Annotated in this window: 19 protein-coding genes; all 19 read right to left on the minus strand. The window is 62.5% G+C overall.

The window, feature by feature from the left end; genetic code table 11:
- Positions 1 to 54 precede the first annotated feature (54 nt).
- The gene (acpS, locus tag ACOCG7_RS25680) at positions 55 to 498 is read right to left on the minus strand and encodes a holo-ACP synthase (RefSeq protein ID WP_073431818.1); all 444 of its coding nucleotides are present in this window, start codon (positions 496 to 498) and stop codon (positions 55 to 57) included.
- A 23-nt stretch (positions 499 to 521) separates the two neighbouring features.
- The gene (pdxJ, locus tag ACOCG7_RS25685) at positions 522 to 1286 is read right to left on the minus strand and encodes a pyridoxine 5'-phosphate synthase (RefSeq protein WP_073431803.1); all 765 of its coding nucleotides are present in this window, start codon (positions 1284 to 1286) and stop codon (positions 522 to 524) included.
- The gene (gene recO / locus ACOCG7_RS25690) at positions 1283 to 2194 is read right to left on the minus strand and encodes a DNA repair protein RecO (RefSeq protein WP_073431802.1); all 912 of its coding nucleotides are present in this window, start codon (positions 2192 to 2194) and stop codon (positions 1283 to 1285) included. The genes pdxJ and recO overlap by 4 nt, the downstream gene beginning before the upstream one ends.
- The gene (era, locus tag ACOCG7_RS25695) at positions 2181 to 3080 is read right to left on the minus strand and encodes a GTPase Era (RefSeq protein WP_073431801.1); all 900 of its coding nucleotides are present in this window, start codon (positions 3078 to 3080) and stop codon (positions 2181 to 2183) included. Before era ends, recO begins: the two co-directional genes overlap by 14 nt.
- A 54-nt stretch (positions 3081 to 3134) precedes the next feature.
- Positions 3135 to 4406, minus strand: coding sequence for a ribonuclease III (gene rnc / locus ACOCG7_RS25700; RefSeq protein ID WP_073431800.1), 1272 nt, complete (start codon positions 4404 to 4406; stop codon positions 3135 to 3137).
- A 172-nt stretch (positions 4407 to 4578) separates the two neighbouring features.
- Positions 4579 to 5472 carry a signal peptidase I gene (gene lepB, locus ACOCG7_RS25705; RefSeq protein ID WP_083086591.1) on the minus strand — a complete coding sequence of 298 codons (894 nt, stop codon included), beginning with the start codon at positions 5470 to 5472 and terminating at the stop codon, positions 4579 to 4581.
- Between the two features lie 18 nt (positions 5473 to 5490).
- Positions 5491 to 7284, minus strand: coding sequence for a translation elongation factor 4 (gene lepA, locus ACOCG7_RS25710; RefSeq protein WP_083086589.1), 1794 nt, complete (start codon positions 7282 to 7284; stop codon positions 5491 to 5493).
- Between the two features lie 230 nt (positions 7285 to 7514).
- A complete protein-coding gene (locus ACOCG7_RS25715) occupies positions 7515 to 7757 on the minus strand; it encodes a glutaredoxin family protein (RefSeq protein ID WP_073431797.1) in 243 nt (80 codons plus the stop codon).
- Between the two features lie 2 nt (positions 7758 to 7759).
- Positions 7760 to 9286: a DegQ family serine endoprotease gene (locus ACOCG7_RS25720; RefSeq protein WP_083086587.1), complete on the minus strand. Its 1527-nt coding sequence runs from the start codon at positions 9284 to 9286 to the stop codon at positions 7760 to 7762.
- 34 nt (positions 9287 to 9320) lie between these two features.
- Complete coding sequence (locus tag ACOCG7_RS25725) at positions 9321 to 10364, minus strand: MucB/RseB C-terminal domain-containing protein (RefSeq protein ID WP_083086660.1); 1044 nt, start codon at positions 10362 to 10364, stop codon at positions 9321 to 9323.
- A 4-nt stretch (positions 10365 to 10368) separates the two neighbouring features.
- Positions 10369 to 10995 carry a sigma-E factor negative regulatory protein gene (locus ACOCG7_RS25730; RefSeq protein ID WP_073431816.1) on the minus strand — a complete coding sequence of 209 codons (627 nt, stop codon included), beginning with the start codon at positions 10993 to 10995 and terminating at the stop codon, positions 10369 to 10371.
- An 82-nt stretch (positions 10996 to 11077) separates the two neighbouring features.
- A complete protein-coding gene (rpoE, locus tag ACOCG7_RS25735) occupies positions 11078 to 11677 on the minus strand; it encodes an RNA polymerase sigma factor RpoE (protein ID WP_073431795.1) in 600 nt (199 codons plus the stop codon).
- Between the two features lie 100 nt (positions 11678 to 11777).
- A complete protein-coding gene (locus ACOCG7_RS25740) occupies positions 11778 to 12266 on the minus strand; it encodes a protein YgfX (RefSeq protein WP_310314529.1) in 489 nt (162 codons plus the stop codon).
- Positions 12267 to 12281: 15 nt separating this feature from the next.
- Positions 12282 to 13520, minus strand: coding sequence for a beta-ketoacyl-ACP synthase II (fabF, locus tag ACOCG7_RS25745; protein WP_073431793.1), 1239 nt, complete (start codon positions 13518 to 13520; stop codon positions 12282 to 12284).
- Between the two features lie 218 nt (positions 13521 to 13738).
- The gene (gene acpP / locus ACOCG7_RS25750; protein ID WP_004197638.1) at positions 13739 to 13978 is read right to left on the minus strand and encodes an acyl carrier protein; all 240 of its coding nucleotides are present in this window, start codon (positions 13976 to 13978) and stop codon (positions 13739 to 13741) included.
- Between the two features lie 151 nt (positions 13979 to 14129).
- Positions 14130 to 14879, minus strand: a complete 750-nt coding sequence (gene fabG / locus ACOCG7_RS25755) for a 3-oxoacyl-ACP reductase FabG (protein ID WP_083086585.1) — start codon at positions 14877 to 14879, stop codon at positions 14130 to 14132.
- Positions 14880 to 14952: 73 nt separating this feature from the next.
- Entirely contained in the window at positions 14953 to 15888 is a 936-nt protein-coding gene (gene fabD, locus ACOCG7_RS25760) for an ACP S-malonyltransferase (RefSeq protein ID WP_073431791.1), read from the minus strand.
- A gap of 79 nt (positions 15889 to 15967) precedes the next feature.
- Entirely contained in the window at positions 15968 to 16957 is a 990-nt protein-coding gene (locus ACOCG7_RS25765; RefSeq protein WP_083086583.1) for a beta-ketoacyl-ACP synthase III, read from the minus strand.
- Positions 16957 to 18063 carry a phosphate acyltransferase PlsX gene (gene plsX, locus ACOCG7_RS25770; protein WP_073431789.1) on the minus strand — a complete coding sequence of 369 codons (1107 nt, stop codon included), beginning with the start codon at positions 18061 to 18063 and terminating at the stop codon, positions 16957 to 16959. Before plsX ends, ACOCG7_RS25765 begins: the two co-directional genes overlap by 1 nt.
- Between the last annotated feature and the right edge of the window lie 100 nt (positions 18064 to 18163).

Below are 18163 nucleotides of genomic sequence, written 5' to 3' on the forward strand. Positions count from 1 at the left end.
TAGAAGGAAGCTCAGGGCAAAAAAAGACGCGGCCAAGGCGGCCGCCTTCGAGATTTATTCGTCGCTGGCGGGCGCGTGCGGTGCGACGGGCTCTCGCGCCACCGCGCCCGTTTCCGCTATGACGAACGACACCGCGTAATCGTGCTCGTCGCTGATCGTCACGCGCGCCGTGATGCCGCGGGCGTCGAGCCACGCGGCCAGTTCGCCCGAGGCGACCACCATCGGCTCGCCGCTCGGCTTGTTGAGCGTTTGCAGCGCGCGCCAAGTCATCGGCCAGTGCATGCCGAGGCCGATCGCTTTCGAGAAGGCTTCTTTCGCCGAAAACCGCGTGGCGAGAAACGCGAGACCGCGCGCCGCCGAACGCGCCTGGCGCGCGTGATAGACGCGCAGCTCGTCAGGCCCGAGCACCTTTTCCGCGAAACGGCCCTTGGTGCGCGTCATGACCGCGGCCACGCGGCTGACCTGAACGATGTCCGTGCCGATGCCGTAGATCGCCATGTGCGACGCCGCCTCGGATCGCATCAGGCGCGAGCGCCGAGACGCGCGGCGACCATGATCGCCTTCATCTCGCGCACCGCGTTGTCCCAACCGGCGAAGATCGCGTGCGCAACGATCGCATGGCCGATATTCAACTCGACGATGCCTTCGATCGCGGCGATCTGCTGGACGTTCGTGTAATGCAGACCGTGGCCCGCATTCACCTTGATGCCGAGCGTCGCGCCGAATTCGACCGCGCGAACCACGCGCTCGTATTCGCGCTGCTGCTCGGCGGGGTCGTGCGCTTCCGCGTAACGGCCGGTGTGCAGCTCGATCACCGGTGCGCCGGCTTCATGCGCGGCGCGAATCTGCGTCTCGTCCGGGTCGATGAAGAGCGACACGCGGGAGTTCGCGTCGGCGAGTTGCCTGCATGCGGCGCGCACGGCTTCGAACTGGCCGGCGACATCGAGGCCGCCTTCGGTCGTCAGCTCCTGACGTTTTTCGGGCACGAGGCAAACGTCGTGCGGCTGTACTTCACAGGCGATGTCGAGCATCTCCTGCGTGACCGCGCATTCCAGGTTCATGCGCGTTTTCAGGAGCGGCCGGAGCTTGTGGACGTCGGCGTCGACGATATGGCGGCGATCTTCGCGCAAGTGCAGCGTGATCGCGTCGGCGCCGGCCTCTTCGGCGAGCAACGCGGCGCGGATCGGGTCGGGGTAAGTCGTGCCGCGCGCGTTGCGCAGCGTGGCGACGTGATCGATGTTTACGCCCAGGTCGATCACGGTCGGCGACGTAAGAAAGAAGCTCATAGATTCTGCAAGTCGATCAGGATCTGGCGCGTCGCGAGCGGCGTGCCGCCAAGATAAGTGTTGAGCAGAAAGCGCATCAGCGTTTTGCTTTGCGCCACGGTCTGCGCTCGATGGTAATCGTCCTGTTCCATATCGAGCAAGGTTTGTCCCGCGACCACCGGCCATTGCGCGGGCAGATCGTCGGACGCCTCGCGCACGCCGCGCTCGGGGTCGAACACGTAGCGGCCCTCGGCCTGCACCGCCTTGCGCGCGACGGTGCGATCCAGCGCCATTGCATAGCCTGTTTCGCGCAGCAGCACGCGCTCGAACGAACGCAGCACCTGCACGGGCGGCTCGTCGTGCGCGAGACGCGTCATCGTGACGACGTAATGATGGAACAGTTGCGGATGCGGATCTTCGCGCGCGCAGAATTTAACCAGCAGTTCGTTCACGTAGAAGCCGCAGAGCAACGCGCCGCCGGTCAATGGCAGCATTCCGCCGACCCATTCGGCGCCGGTCAACGTGCGCACTTCGGATTTGCCCGACCACGACAACGCGAGCGGCTGGAACGTTTGCAACACGCCGCGCAGTGCGGAGTGCGGACGCTTCGCGCCCTTGGCGACGAGCGCGAGACGGCCGTGATCGCGCGAGAGCACGTCGATGATCAGACTGGTCTCGCGATACGGGTAACTATGCAGGACAAAGGCGGGCTGTTCCGCGATCCGGTATTCGGATGCGGACGCAGCGCTTCTGGGCGCGCGGCGCGCCGGCGCTTTGCGCGGCTCGCCCTCGGCGCCCTGCGCGCTTCCGGCGCTCGGGGAGGATTTTTTGGCGGTTCGTCTGGACGGCTCGCGCGCCGGCGCGGCCGGCTGGGAGTCGTCCGGGTCAGCGTCGGAATTCAGCGTCATCGACGCGTCATTCGTACCCATACGCGCGGAGTCCTGCCTCGTTGTCGGCCCAACCGCTCTTTACCTTGATGAAGGTTTCCAGATACACCGGACCGTCGAAGAGCTTTTCCATGTCGAGACGTGCTTCGGTGCTGATCTGCTTCAGCTTGGCGCCCTTCTGGCCGATGATCATCGCCTTGTGCGTATCGCGCTCGACCATGATGGTCGCGAAAATGCGGCGCAGGCGCCCTTCGGTTTCGAACTTGTCGATCAGCACGGTGCTCGTGTACGGCAATTCGTCGCCGGTCCAGCGGAACACTTTTTCGCGCAGGATTTCAGCGGCGAGGAAACGCTCGCTGCGATCGGTCAGGTCGTCTTCGCCATAGATCGGCGCGCCTTCCGGCAGGAACGGCTTGACGGTCGCCATCAAACGCTTGATGTCGTCGGGATTTTTCGCCGACAGCGGCACGATTTCGTTGAACTCGCGCAGCGCGCTTACCTGCTGCATGAACGGGAACAGCGAATCCTTATCGGACACGCGGTCGAGCTTGTTGGCGATCAGCAGCGTGGGCACCGACGGCGGAATCAGGTCGAGCACCTTCTGGTCGTCCGGGCCGAAACGGCCGGCTTCGATCACGAACAGAATGGCATCGACCGAAGTCAGCGTGGACGTGACCGCGCGATTGAGCGAACGGTTCAGCGCGCCGCTGTGCTTGGTCTGGAAACCCGGCGTGTCGACGAAGATGTACTGCGCGTCTTCGAGCGTATGAATGCCGGTGATGCGGTGGCGCGTGGTCTGCGCCTTGCGCGACGTGATACTGACTTTCTGGCCGACCAGCGCGTTCATCAGCGTGGATTTGCCGACGTTCGGGCGGCCGACGATCGCGACCATGCCGCAGCGGAAACCAGTGGGAGTGGGAGCGTTCATATTCGGGCTACGGCAAGTTCAACTCGGCGCGCGGAATGGACGCGCCGATGGCAATCAATGGCCCGCATCGGCGACACGGGTTTGCACCGCGTCGGCTACGCCGGGTTCGTGTTCGGTGGACGCCGGCATGCCGGGCGCGGGCACGGCTGCGCCGGCTGCGGGGTCGCGGCTGCGGTGTTTGTCGGCGTGTTTTTCGGTTTGTTTTTCGGCGCTGCGGACGCTGGCGGCTTCGACGGGTTTCGCGTCGGCTGATTTCGCCTCCGTCGGTTTCGTATCGGACTTCTCGGCTGGCTTGTCCGCTGCCGCCTGTTCAGTCGCCTTCTCAGACGACTTGTCGGCTCCGTGAGCCGACGCTTTATCCGCCTTCTCGGCGCGCTCGGACTTCTCTTGCCCGCTATATTCGACGTGCGCGGCGCGAATCACGGCCAGCGGCGCGGCAGCGGCTGTCGGCAACGGCCGTTCGGCGGACGGCTCCATTGCTGCCGCGGCTACCGCTCGGGCCTCGGTCCGCCCAGTGCCGCGTTCGCCCTTGCGATCCGGACTGCGCAGATCGAGCGCGGCCTGCACGCCGGTGACGCCGGGCACGATCTCAGGCTCGGCGTGCTTCGCCGCGCGGGCGCCCTTCGAGCGCTTCGGCTTGGCGACCACGGCGGGCGCCGCCGCCATCACCTCGTCGAGCGCCTTCTTGGCCGCGGCCTGCTCCGCCGCCCGGCGGCTCGCACCGGAACCCGACACTTTCACGTCCAGCTTCGGCACCGTGCATTCGACTTCGAATTGCTGATTGTGCGCTGCGCCATGAGTCGCAACCACCGTGTAAGTAGGCAGCGCGATCTTGTGGCCCTGCAGATACTCCTGCAGCAGCGTCTTGGAGTCCTTGCCCAGCGTGCGCGGATCGATGTGATCGAGGATCGGCACGTAAAGGCGCTTGATGACCGTTTGGGCGGCGTCGAAACCGCCGTCGAGAAATACCGCGCCCAGCACCGCCTCCAGCGTGTCGGCGAGGATCGAGGGCCGGCGAAAGCCGCCGCTGCGCAACTCGCCTTCACCGAGCCTTAAACCTTCCGAGATATTGAGGGCCTGAGCGATCTCGTAAAGCGACTGCTGTTTGACCAGATTGGCGCGGACGCGCGACAGATCGCCTTCGTCCAGTTTGCCGAAGCGTTGGAACAAAAGCGCAGCCACCGCGCAGTTCAGAACGGAATCGCCGAGAAACTCGAGCCGTTCGTTGTGCGTGGAACTATGACTGCGGTGCGTTAAAGCCTGGCGCAACAATTCCGCATTGCGAAATTCGTAGCGCAAACGGCTTTCCAACGGAGATAGGGGCATGGGCAGAGTATAACGCGGGCGCCTTACCCCGCGAAAAGGCGGGACGGCCAGCGGAAAAAGCGTGCTGAAGCGACGTTACCGCAGCTTCTTAAAGTGGTGTAACAACACGCCGCGACTTAATTGACCATGCGTGGCCATCGCGCGACGTGTCGTGCAATCGGTGCACGCGAACTCAGTTGAACGAGCCGATGCGTTTCAGATTGCTGAAGTTCATCCAGATGAAAAACGCGCGGCCGACGATATTCTTATCCGGCGCAAAACCCCAGTACCGGCTATCCGCGCTGTTGTCGCGGTTGTCGCCCATCATGAAGTAATTGCCCGGCGGCACTTTGCAGATCACGCCGCGTGCGTTGTACGTGCAGTTGTCGCGATATGGATAATCCTCGGCACCGATGATGAACGGCGGCACCGCGGGATTGTTCAGGATCGCGTTCTTGCGTCCTTCGATATTCTCCTCGAACTGCTTCGCGTAACCGAGGCGCTCTTCGTCGAGATAGTCCGGCAGCGGCGTTTCAGGAACCGGCTTACCGTTGATCGTCAGTTTCTTGTCCTGATAGGCGACGGTATCGCCCGGCACGCCGATGACGCGCTTGATGTAGTCGACGGATTCGTCTTTCGGGTAGCGGAACACGACGACGTCGCCGCGTTGCAGCGGACGGCCTTCGGTGATCTTCGTATTGGTGATCGGCAAGCGGAGGCCGTAATCGAATTTATTGACGAGGATAAAGTCGCCCACCAGCAGTGTCGGCACCATCGAACCCGACGGAATCTTGAATGGCTCGACCACGAAGGAGCGCACCACGAACACCACGAGAATCACCGGGAAGAAGCTCGCCGAATACTCGAGCCACCACGGTTGACGCAGCTTGTCGTCACGCAGACGGGCGCGCGTTTGCGCGGCATTTTCGTCGGCGAAACGCTCGCCGATGCGTGCCTGCTGACGGTCGAATTCGGCGACCGCGGCTTCCGCCGCGCGGCGCCGTTGCGGCATGAAAACCAGTTTGTCCGCCACCCATGCGATACCCGTCAAAACGACGAGCACAAAAAGAATCAGCGCAAAATTCATAGAGTTCCGTTGTTCGTCTTATTTGTCTTCGACACGCAGAATCGCGAGGAAAGCCTCTTGCGGAATCTCGACGGACCCGACCTGCTTCATTCGCTTCTTGCCTGCCTTTTGCTTTTCCAGCAATTTCTTCTTGCGTGAAATGTCGCCGCCGTAGCATTTTGCCAGCACGTTCTTACGCAACGCTTTAATGTTTTCGCGCGCAATAATGTTCGAACCGATGGTGGCTTGAATCGCGACGTCGTACATCTGGCGCGGAATCAGTTCGCGCATTTTTGCCGCGACTTCGCGGCCGCGATACTGGCTTTGCGAACGGTGCACGATGACCGACAGCGCATCCACCTTGTCGCCGTTGATGAGCATGTCGACCTTCACGACGTCGGAGGCGCGATATTCCTTGAACTCGTAATCCATCGACGCATAACCGCGCGAAATCGACTTCAGACGATCGAAGAAGTCGAGCACGACTTCGCCCATCGGAATTTCATACGTGAGCTGCACCTGACGGCCGTGATACTGCATGTTGATCTGGTTGCCGCGCTTCTGCGTGCATAGCGTGATCACCGCGCCGACGTAGTCTTGCGGCATGTACAGATTCACGGTGACGATCGGCTCGCGCACCTCCTCGATCTTCGACGGCTCGGGCATCTTGGCCGGATTTTCGACCATGATGGTCGTGCCGTCGCGTTGCAGGACTTCGTACACCACGGTCGGAGCCGTGGTGATGAGGTCCATGTCGAACTCGCGCTCGAGACGTTCCTGCACGATCTCCATATGCAGCAGACCGAGGAACCCGCAACGGAAACCGAAACCGAGCGCCTGGGACACTTCCGGCTCGTACTGCAGCGACGCGTCGTTCAGCTTCAGCTTCTCGAGGGAGTCGCGCAGCGCGTCGTACTGGTTCGCCTCGACCGGATAGAGCCCCGCGAACACCTGCGGCTTCACTTCCTTGAAGCCCGGCAGCGGCTCGGCGGCCGGACGGTTCAGCAGCGTGACAGTGTCGCCCACCTTCGCCGCGGCCAGTTCCTTGATGCCGGCGATGATGAAGCCCACCTGCCCCGCCGATAATGATTCGAGATTCTTCGACTTCGGCGTGAACACGCCGATATGCTCGACCGGATACTGCGCGCCGGTCGCCATCATGCGAATCTTGTCTTTCGGACGCAGCGTGCCGTTGACGATACGCACCAGCATGACGACGCCGACGTAATTGTCGAACCAGGAGTCGATGATCAGCGCTTGCAGCGGCGCTTCAGGATTGCCCTTGGGCGGCGGCACTTTTGCGATCAGCGCTTCCAGCACGTCTTCGACGCCTTGGCCGGTTTTCGCGCTGCAATGCGTGGCATCCGTTGCGTCGATGCCGATCACGTCCTCGATTTCGGAGATCGCGTTTTCGGGGTTTGCCGCCGGCAAGTCGATCTTGTTGAGCACCGGAATCACGTCGACGCCGAGTTCGATCGCCGTGTAGCAGTTGGCGACGGTTTGCGCCTCCACGCCCTGGCTCGCGTCGACGACCAGCAGCGCGCCTTCGCAGGCGGACAGCGAGCGGCTGACTTCATACGAGAAGTCGACGTGGCCCGGCGTGTCGATCATGTTCAGGTTGTAAATCTGCCCGTCACGGGCGCGATACGTCAGTGCGGCGGTTTGTGCCTTGATGGTGATGCCGCGCTCGCGCTCGAGATCCATCGAGTCGAGCACCTGGGCTTCCATCTCGCGGTCGGACAAGCCGCCGCAGATCTGGATGATGCGATCCGCGAGCGTCGACTTGCCATGGTCGATGTGCGCAATGATCGAGAAGTTACGAATATGATCCATTCAGTACCGATCAAGCGAAAAAGGCGCGCTCGGACAATAGCGGAGCACGCCTTGTAAGTAGGTGAAAAACCTATCTATTTTAGCCGAAAAGGCTATCGCCCGGCGCATCTTGCGAGGCCGGGGCGGAAAGACGGCTCAGGAGAGACGTGGAACTTGGCGCGAACATTTTCATAAAGCGCGCGCTTGATCCTGTTGCGCGTTGCTGCAACCTCGTTTGAACTCAGCGCACCTCACCGCATTGCAAGCGCGGCGCGAACTCGTGCGATGTCGAGGTGATAGTGGCACAACTCGATGCCGTCGCAGACCAGGACGGGCACCAACTCGTTGTAACGCGCTTCCAGCGAGGGATCGGCGTCGACGTCGACAACTTCTAGCTGCGCGCCGAACTCGGCCAACAACGGCTCGAGCGCGGCGCGCATGTCTTCGCACAGGTGGCACCACGCGCGCCCGTAAAGCGTGAGCGGTGCCGCCATGCTTACTTGGTGCCGCTGCGCGGGCGAATCGGCACGAACTGCGTGGTCTCGCCGCGGCGAACCAGCAGCGCGACCATCTTCTGCGAATCGAGATGCGAGCTGATTTCGTCGAACTGCTTCGCGCTCGTGATGTCGGTATCGCCCACACGCAAGATGATGTCGCCCTTTTGCAGCCCGACGCGCGCGGCCGGTCCGTCCACCGCGTCGATCTGCACGCCGTTGCGCAGCTTGAGCGCCTTCAACTGATCCGAGGGGATGTCGCTGACGGCGACACCCAGCACGTTCGTGGCGCGTTGCTTCGGCGGCTGCGGCTTCTTCTGGTCCGCCTTCGCGCTCTTGTCAGGCTGCATCTCGGCGATCGTGACCGGCAGATCGCGCGTCTGGCCCTTGCGCCAGATCGTGATCGTCGACTTGGTACCCGGCTTGGTGTCGCCCACCATGCGCGGCAGATCCGTTGCGGTATCGACCGAATGACCGTTGAACTTCAGGATGATATCGCCCGGCTGCACGCCCGCCTTGTCCGCCGGACCGCCCGGTTCGACGCTGCTGACCAGCGCGCCCTGCGCCTTTGGCAGGCCGAGCGAATCGGCCACGTCCTTGGTGACCTCGCCGATCGCGACCGCGATCCGGCCGCGTACGACCTTGCCCGATGCCTTGAGCTGATCGGCCACGCGCATCGCCTCGTCGATCGGAATCGCGAACGAAATGCCCATGAAACCGCCGGTGCGGCTGTAGATCTGCGAGTTGATGCCGATCACCTCGCCCTGCATGTTGATCAGCGGCCCGCCCGAGTTCCCCGGATTGACAGCCACGTCGGTCTGGATGAATGGCAGGTAATCGCCCGTGTCGCGCCCCTTCGCACTGACGATGCCAGCCGTCACCGTGTTCTCAAGACCGAACGGCGAGCCGATCGCGACCACCCATTCGCCCACGCGAACCTTGTTCGAGTCGCCGATCGTAATCGTGGGCAAGTTGCCGGCGCTGATCTTCACGACGGCGACGTCGGTTCGATCGTCCACGCCCACCAGCTTGGCCTTGAATTCGCGCTTATCGGTAAGCGTGACGTAAATGGTGTCCGCGTCATCGACGACGTGCGCGTTCGTCATCACGTAACCGTCCGCCGACAGAATGAAGCCCGAGCCCACGCCGCTGTTCTGTTCCGGATCGCTGCCGTCGGGCGAGTCCGGCGTGCCGCCGCTGCCGCCGTTGTCACCGCCGCGCGGCGATCCGGGCGTTTGAGGTGAGCCGGGGGATTGCGGTGATTGCGGCATCGGAATGCCGAAAAAGCGGCGGAAGAACTCCGACATGTCGCCGTCGTCCATGCCGGGCGGTAGACCGCCACGCAGACCGCTGCTCGATACGCGCGTGGTCGTGCGAATGTTGACGACCGCCGGGCCGACTTTGTCGACGAGGTCGGTGAAATCGGGCAGATTGGCTGCGGGAGCCGCAGACGCCGTATGCGGTACGAGCGGCAAACACGCCGCTACCACCGCGGCCGCGAGGAAATTGCGCACCGAGAAAGTCGTCATATCGTAGAAAGCCGAGGGATTCAGGATTCGGGGATTACTTCGGAGCCTTGTATTCTATGGCAGACGCAAATTGCTGCAATGTGCTCTGGGGCACTTCACCGAGCAGGGTAATCCAGAAGTCGCCGCGCCGCTTGACGAGCACATGCGTCGCGCCGCTGCTGCCCGCGCCCTCTTTGCGCGTGTTGTTCTCGACCGGTTCGACGAACACGGAAATCGCCGCGAGGCCGTCGGAAAACACGGCCTGGTCCACGGGAATGGTCGGCTGGCCGGCTTCCCGCGCGGCCATCGGACGACGCAACTCGCGAATCTTGCGGAATCCGGGAACCGTCGGCGAGATCTGCCAGCCTTGCGCGGCCATATCAATCGGCTCAACTGGAGGACGCACCACCGTCCAGCCTGCTGTATTACGAATTCCGTTGACGATTGCGGCCTTGTCGACCGGCACGCCGATGCGAATCTGGGAAAACGACAACTGCTCGAGTACCTGGCCGTTTGGGTCGAGTGTCTGCGCCCGCAGCAGCAAGCCAGTCTTTTTATCGGCCCACAGTTTGTAGGCAAAGCGATACGCATCTTTCGGATCGAGTTCGATCACCTGGCTGTCGATGCCGGCGACGCGGTCGTCGCCGAGCAGTTTCGGCTCGTAGACCGACAGCACCTGCTCGCCGCTTACCGCGAGCAGCGCCGGGAATGAGTCCTTGTTTTGGCGCTTTTCGACTACGCACAGACGCCGCTCCGGCACAAACGTGTAGAGATCCTCGTTATGACGAAGCATCCTGCGCGGCTTGCCGTCGAGGCTTTCGAGTTGCTCGTATTCGCCGTCGGCGCGGGTCGCATAATGCGATATCCGCGACGTCTGAACGAAATTGCCGCGTTGATAAACGAACGCGCCCTCGTAGTTCTGCTGTTGCGCGGCCTGATGGATGCGATCGAGCATATCCGCGGCCGTGCGACGAACGGCGAGCGGATCGTCGGTTTGTGCAAAAACCCGCGGTGTAGCGGACAACAACACGGCTGCGCAGAATAAAAATGCCGGCAGCCGCCCCCAAATAGTCGTTTTATTCAACCGCGGAGTCTGCATCAAACTATTGGCCTTGCGTAGTGACCGCCGCGGCACGAATCAGCGGCATCGAGCCCGGCATGGCCGGTTGTTGCGCGAATTGCTGGTGCGCTTCCAGATACTGATCCAGACTGGCGTCGCGAATGATGTTGGCGTCTTGTGCGACGGCCTGAACGGCAGCCGCCGGCGCGGACGCCATCGCCACCCGCTGCAGCGCACCCTGCGACTGGACCGACGCGACCTGCGCCGCGCCCGGCCCGCCCGGTACACCTTGTAGTTGCGGCACGACGATCCAAGTGAGCGTCGCGGCGGCGGCAGCCACGGCAAAGGCCGGCACCACACGGCGACGCAGCGCCAATAAGCGGCGCGCGATCGGCATCGCCTCAGGCGCGAGCACATGCGGTTCGTTTTCGAAGCGCGCGGCGAAACCGCTCAGAAACGCGCGGCTCACCGCCGGGCTAACCGCCAGATCGTCGGAACGCAACGCGTCGCCGATCAGGTGATAGCTCGACCAGCCGGCACGATCCTCGCCGTCCAGCTCGGAAAGAAACTTGTTGAGATTCAGATGCTCTTCGCCGAATTCACCGTCGACAAAAGCGGACAGACGCTCGCCGCGCGAACTGGCTTGCGATTGCATCGAGACCGACCCCATGATGCTCCCCATCTTACAAATACCCCGTAGTGACACCACTAATCCAGAGATTGCACCCGCGCCCATTCGGCGAGCCGGTAACTTACCAGCGCTTGCCTTCAGGTGTGTCAAGCAACGGACGCAATTTTGCCGCAATGGCTTCGCGAGCGCGGAAAATTCGCGATCTGACGGTGCCAATCGGGCAACCCATCATCTCGGCGATTTCCTCGTAGCTCAAACCTTCAATTTCACGAAGAGTAATGGCGGTGCGCAGCTCTTCCGGTAAAACCGCCATCGCAGCATTGACCGTCTCTGCGATCTGCTTGCTCATCAACATCGACTCAGGCGTGTTGATATCCCTTAGTTGGTCGGCATCCGAGAAAGTTTCAGCTTCTTCAGCATCCGCTTCGGTCGAGGTCGGAGCGCGCCGGCCCTGGGTCGCAAGGTAGTTCTTTGCCGTGTTGACCGCAATCCGGTACAACCACGTGTAAAAGGCCGAGTCCCCGCGAAACTGCGGCAAGGCCCGGTATGCCTTGATGAAGGCGTCCTGGGCAACGTCTTCCACTTCGGCGGGATCGCGCACGAGGCGCGAGATGAGCCGGAGAATCTTGCGGTGGTATTTGGAGACCAGAAGCTCGAACGCGGCCTTGTCGCCCTTCTGGACGCGCTCGACCAGCACCTGATCAATTTCTTTTTCGCTCACCTGATAAATCCGTTAACTATAGGGCGCATGGAGGGGCACCATTGTAGCGCCCCAGACATTGCGGCAAGTTACGCCGGTAACACGGTTACAGTCGTTACAGTCACGCGCCGGCGCCACGCCGGCCCAGCACCGCCAGTTCCCGGAAGGCAGACGCGGGAATCGCATCGACGGGGACCATCAGCGTGCATGGCCGCCCATGATCCGGCGCGAGGGCCAGAACCAGCAAACGACCGGTCCACTGCGAACAACCGGCAATGCGCCCTTGGGCGAGCAGATTTCCAGCGCCATCCCATGCGGACAAGCCGTCCGGCCCAAGTTTGAGCGTGATGGGCCGCGCAAGCTCATGTCTGGCCGCGCCCAGTATGAGCAGCGCGCATGCGGCGAGCGTAAACGGAACCGCCCACCACGCGCCCATGCGCGCGGCGAGACATGTGTAGACGGCCAGTGTCGCGATCAGCACGAAAACCGCCGCCGCAGTGCGCAGCGTAACGGAGCGCCGCAACGCGATCCGTTGCGACGCTCCGTCGGGCGTTGCCGATTCAAGGGAAGCCGCCGGCGGAGCCGGCGTCGCGGACTGGCGTGTCGTCACCAAACGATCGGGCGATCAGGCGCGCTTGAAGACCAGCGTGCCGTTCGTGCCGCCGAACCCGAACGAGTTCTTTAGCGCGACGTCGATCTTCATCTCGCGCGCGGTATTGGCGCAGTAGTCGAGATCGCAGGCCGGGTCCTGGTTGAAGATGTTGATCGTCGGCGGAGACACCTGGTGATGCACGGCCAGCACGGTGAACACGGACTCAAGACCGCCGGCGCCGCCCAACAGGTGACCCGTCATCGACTTGGTCGAGTTCACGACCATGTCCTTGGCGTGATCGCCGAATGCGCGCTTGATGCCGGTAGTTTCGGCCAGGTCGCCGAGCGGCGTGGACGTGCCGTGCGCGTTCAGATAATTCACCTGATCCGAGTTGATGCCCGCGTTCTTCAGCGCGGCCAACATGCAGCGGCGTGCGCCGTCGCCATCTTCGAGCGGCGCGGTCATGTGGTAGGCGTCGCCGCTCATGCCATAACCGCTGATTTCGGCGTAGATCTTCGCGCCGCGCGCCTTGGCGTGCTCGTACTCCTCCAGCACCATGACGCCCGCGCCCTCGCCCAGCACGAAGCCGTCGCGGTCCTTGTCCCACGGACGGCTCGCCGTGGCCGGATCGTCATTGCGTTGCGACAGCGCGCGCGCCGCGGCAAAGCCGCCGATGCCGAGCGGCGATACGGTGGATTCCGCACCGCCAGCGATCATCACGTCGGCGTCGCCGTATTCGATCAGGCGCGAAGCCTCGCCGATACAGTGCAGGCCAGTGGTACACGCGGTGACGATCGCGAGATTGGGACCCTTGATGCCGAACTTGATCGACAGATGGCCCGAAATCATGTTGATGATCGACGCCGGCACGAAGAACGGCGAAATGCGGCGCGGGCCGCGATTGAGCAGTTCAGTTTGCGTCACTTCGATCATCGGCAGGCCGCCGATACCCGAACCCACCACCACGCCGATGCGCTCCGAATTCTCGTCGGTGACTTCGAGCCCGCTGTCCTGCATCGCCTGGATGCCTGCAGCCACGCCGTAGTGGATGAACGTATCCATGTGGCGCGCCTCTTTACCGGGGATGTAGTCCTCGATATTAAAGCCCTTCACCTCGCCGGCGAAACGAGTGGAAAAGTTCGACGCGTCGAACTTCGTGATATTGGCAATACCCGACTTGCCGGCGACCAGATTGGCCCAGCCGTCGGCAACATTATTGCCAACAGGCGAAATCAGCCCCAGGCCTGTAACAACAACACGACGGCGGCTCACGGTAACCCCTTTTTCATAGATGACAAAAGCAAAAGCCACAGCGACCACAGGAACCTGCCCTGTATGCCCTGTGGCTGTTAAGTCGGCAATCGCGCGAAAGTTGCGCTGTCAACATCGCTGGCTCCTGCACGGCAAAAAGCCCTAACCCCGCTGACGTCGGCAACCGACGCGGCAGGGCGTCACACGCCGCCAACGCAGAAACGCAGGCGCGAATGACCTTAGGCCTTGACGTTCGCGCGAGCGTAGTCGATCGCTTGCTGAACGGTGGTGATCTTCTCGGCTTCTTCATCCGGAATTTCCATGCCGAATTCGTCTTCGAGGGCCATCACGAGTTCAACGGTGTCGAGCGAGTCGGCGCCGAGGTCGTTCACGAACGAAGCTTCGTTCTTGATTTCAGCTTCTGCAACGCCCAGTTGTTCTGCGACGATCTTCTTGACGCGCTGTTCGATATTGTCCATTACCCCTCCAAGGGAAAAGAAGTTCAAAAATACAGGTGCGCGCATTTTATCAGGTTTGACCCGGCAAAAAAGCGGCGCATCGGGTTCCTGTCAAGGCATGCGCCTTACGCTTTTGCAAACGCATCAAGGCGCGGATAGTAACCGAATTTGGTTACGACATGTACATTCCGCCGTTCACATGCAATGTCGTGCCGGTGATGTAGCCGGCTTGCGGCGACGCGAGGAATGCGACCGCGTGCGCGATGTCTTCGGGACTACCGAGGCGGCCGAGCGGAATCTGCGTCTTCAGCACGGTTTGCTGCTCTTCCGGCAGACTCTTGGTCATGTCGGTGTCGATGAAGCCCGGCGCCACGCAATTCACGGTGATGCCGCGGCTGCCGATCTCGCGCGCGAGCGCGCGTGTCATTCCCGCGACGCCCGCTTTCGCGGCCGCGTAGTTGACCTGCCCCGGGTTGCCAGCCGACCCGACCACGGACGTGATGTTGATGATGCGGCCGCCCTTCGCCTTCATCATCGGACGCAGCACCGCCCGCGACAGGCGGAACACCGACTTGAGATTGGTGTCGATCACCGCGTCCCAGTCGTCGTCCTTCATGCGCATTGCAAGTTGGTCCTGCGTGATGCCGGCGTTGTTCACCAGCACGTGCAGCGCGCCGAATTCCTTCACCGTGCCGTCGATCAACGCCTCGGCTGCGGCCGCGTCGTTCACGTTGAGCACCGCGCCGCGGCCGTTCACGCCGGCTGCCTTGAAGGCTTCGGTGATGGCGGTCGCGCCGCTTTCGCTGGTCGCCGTGCCGATCACGGTCGCGCCCTGGCGCGCCAGTTCCAGCGCGATCGCACGGCCGATGCCGCGCGAGGCGCCCGTCACGATTGCGATCTGCTTGTCGAGAGTCTTGTCCATCTGTCGGTCCGGATACCCTTTCGAAGGGCTGATTGGTTCTTGATGTGGAGTTCTGGCGGTGATGACGCGGCGATCAGCCCGCCGTCACCAGCTTGAGCGTCTCGTCGAGCGAGGCCGGATCGAACACCGACGCGCCGACCAGGTTGCCGTCGATTCGCTTGGTCAATCCCGCAAGGACCTTGCCCGGCCCGCATTCGATCACATGCGTGACGCCCTGCGCCGCCATCGCCTGAACGCTTTCGACCCAACGCACCGCGCCGGCCGCCTGACGCACCAGCGCATCCTTGATTTTGGCCGGTTCGTTGACCACCGCGACGTCGACGTTGTTGATTACGGGAATCGACGGCACTTGCACATTGACGCTTGCCAGATATTCCCGCAATTGATCCGACGCCGGCTTGAGCAGCGACGAGTGGAACGGCGCCGACACCGCCAGCGGCAATGCGCGCTTTGCGCCCTTCGCCTTCGCGATCTCACAAGCTTTTTCGATCGCGGCCTTGTGACCGGCGATCACGACTTGCGCCGGCGCATTGAAATTGACCGCCTCGACGACGCCCGCCACCGACGCTTCCGCGCACACCGCGCGCACCGCGTCGTCGTCGAGGCCGAGAATCGCGGCCATGCCGCCCTCACCGACGGGCACCGCCGTTTGCATGGCTTGCGCGCGAAAACGCACGAGCGGCACGGCATCGCGAAACGCGAGCGCGCCGGCCGCGACCAGCGCCGTGTATTCGCCGAGGCTGTGACCAGCGACGATCGCGGGTTTGGGACCGCCCGCCGCCTGCCATGCGCGATAAATCGCGTATGCCGCGATGAGCATGACGGGTTGCGTGTTGGTGGTGAGATTGAGATCTTCGGCGGGACCCTCGGCGATCAGTTTGCCGATGTCCTGATTGAGCGCGTCGGATGCTTCCTGAACCGTTTCACGCACGACCGCGTGATCGGCGAATGCATTGAGCATGCCGACCGACTGCGAACCTTGCCCAGGAAAAACGAACGCAAATTTCATATCGTCCCCAAAATCGGTTTGATCAGATGTGGGTAGCCGCGACGGCGACGCAAACGGCGCCCGTGGTTCGTCGTCGCTATCAGTAGCGGATAACCGACGCGGCCCAGGTGAAGCCGCCGCCGACGCCTTCGATCAGCACGTTCTGGCCGCGCTTGATGCGGCCGTCGCGCACCGCGACGTCGAATGCGAGCGGAATGGACGCAGCCGACGTGTTGCCGTGCTCGCCCACCGTGACGACCATGCGTTCCTGCGGCAAGTGGAGCTTGCGGCAGGTGCTTTGCATGATGCGGATATTGGCCTGATGCGGAATCAGCCAATCGATCTGCTCGGCCGACAGATTGGCTTTCTCGAGCGCCTCGACCGCGACCTTTTCGAGCACGTTGACGGCGAGCTTGAATACCGCCTGACCGTCCATATGAAGAAACGCGCTGCCGGCCACTATGCCGCCGTTCACGTTACCCGGCGTGCAAAGAATGTTCGAATAGCTGCCGTCCGCATGCAATGCGCTAGCGAGTACGCCCGGTTCTTCGGACGCTTGCAGAATCACCGCGCCCGCGCCGTCGCCGAACAGCACGCAGGTGGTGCGGTCGTTGAAATCGAGAATGCGCGAGAAGGTCTCCGCGCCGACCACCAGTGCCGTGCGATGCTGGCCGCCGCGAATCAGACTGTCCGCCATCGCGACCGCATAGGCAAATCCGGAACAGACGGCCTGTACGTCGAACGCGGCGCCGTGGTTCTTGATGCCGAGCTTGTTTTGCAACAGACACGCGGTACTCGGAAACACGAAGTCGGGCGTGGACGTTGCAACAATGATCAGATCGATGGACTGCGGATCGATGTCGGCCGCCTCGATCGCGCGCTGCGAGGCGAACAACGCCAGATCGCTGGTGGCGACGTCAGGCTCCGCGAAGTGGCGCGCGTGGATGCCCGTGCGGGCAACGATCCATTCGTCGCTCGTCTCGACGCCCTGCCTGGCGAGACGGTCCGCCAGATCCTGATTGGTGACGCGCGCGGGTGGCAGGTAGCTGCCGGTGCCCAGCACGCGGGAATAAATTGTCGATTGAGCCATTATGCCTTCGAGGATTGCGCAGCGTAGGGCTCGGCCGGCTGGCCTGCGATCGGGCTTGCGTGACCCGCACCGCTTGCTTCGCGCGCGGCCTGTTCCAGAGAACCCGCGTTCTCCTCCATTGCTCGCGCAAGGCGTTCCAGCACGCCGTTTTTGACGGCATCATACCCGCGTTTGATAGCCCACTCAAACGCATAGGCGTCCGCCGAACCGTGGCTTTTGATGACCAGCCCGCGCAAGCCGAGCAGCGCGGCCCCATTGTATTGCCGATGATCGACGCGCTTCTTGAAGCGCATCAACACCGGCAATGCGAGCACCGCCATCACCTTCGTGAGCCACGAACGGCCGAACTCTTCCTTGATGATGTTGGAGAGCATCTGCGCGAGGCCTTCCGACGTCTTGAGCGCGACGTTGCCGACAAAACCGTCGCAGACGATCACGTCGACCGTGCCCTTGAAGATGTCGTTGCCTTCAACGTTGCCGTGAAAGTTAAGTGTACTCGCGCGCAGCAATTCGCCGGCACGTTTGATGGTGTCGTTGCCCTTGATGACTTCTTCACCGATGTTGAGCAGGCCGATGGTGGGCCGGTCGCGGCCCTCGAGCGCCGACACGAGCGCGTGCCCCATCTCCGCGAACTGCAGCAGATGCTGCGGCTCGCAGTCGACGTTGGCGCCCAGGTCGAGCATCATCGTGTAGCCATTGGGATTGGGCAGTGCCGACGCGATCGCCGGGCGTTCGATGCCCGAGAGCGTTTTCAGCACGTAGCGCGAGACCGCCATCAGCGCGCCCGTGTTGCCGGCGGAAATACAGGCTTGCGCCTCGCCTTCCTTGACGCGATTGAGCGCCACGCGCATGGACGAGTCTTTTTTCTTGCGCAGCGCGACTTCGACCGGATCGTCCATGGCGACGATCTCGGAAGCGGGCACGACGGTCAGCGCCGGCAGGTCCTGAGCCTTCAGCTTCTTGAGCTGCGCACGAATCGCAGTTTCAATGCCGACGAGCAGCAGTTGCGCGTCGGGATGCGAACGAACGAAGCTGACGGCAGCGGGAACGGTCACGGACGGGCCGTGGTCGCCTCCCATGCAATCTATCGTGAGCTTTACTGTCATGGAGTGCGACGAATTTCAGGCACCCTGCTGGGGATCGCGGCAGGTGCCGAAGCGCCAACTGCGATCGACACAAAAAAGCGGCAGTTGAATGCCGCCTTTT

The sequence above is a fragment of the Paraburkholderia sp. DD10 genome (genome assembly GCF_049177125.1).
Lineage (GTDB): Bacteria > Pseudomonadota > Gammaproteobacteria > Burkholderiales > Burkholderiaceae > Paraburkholderia > Paraburkholderia terricola.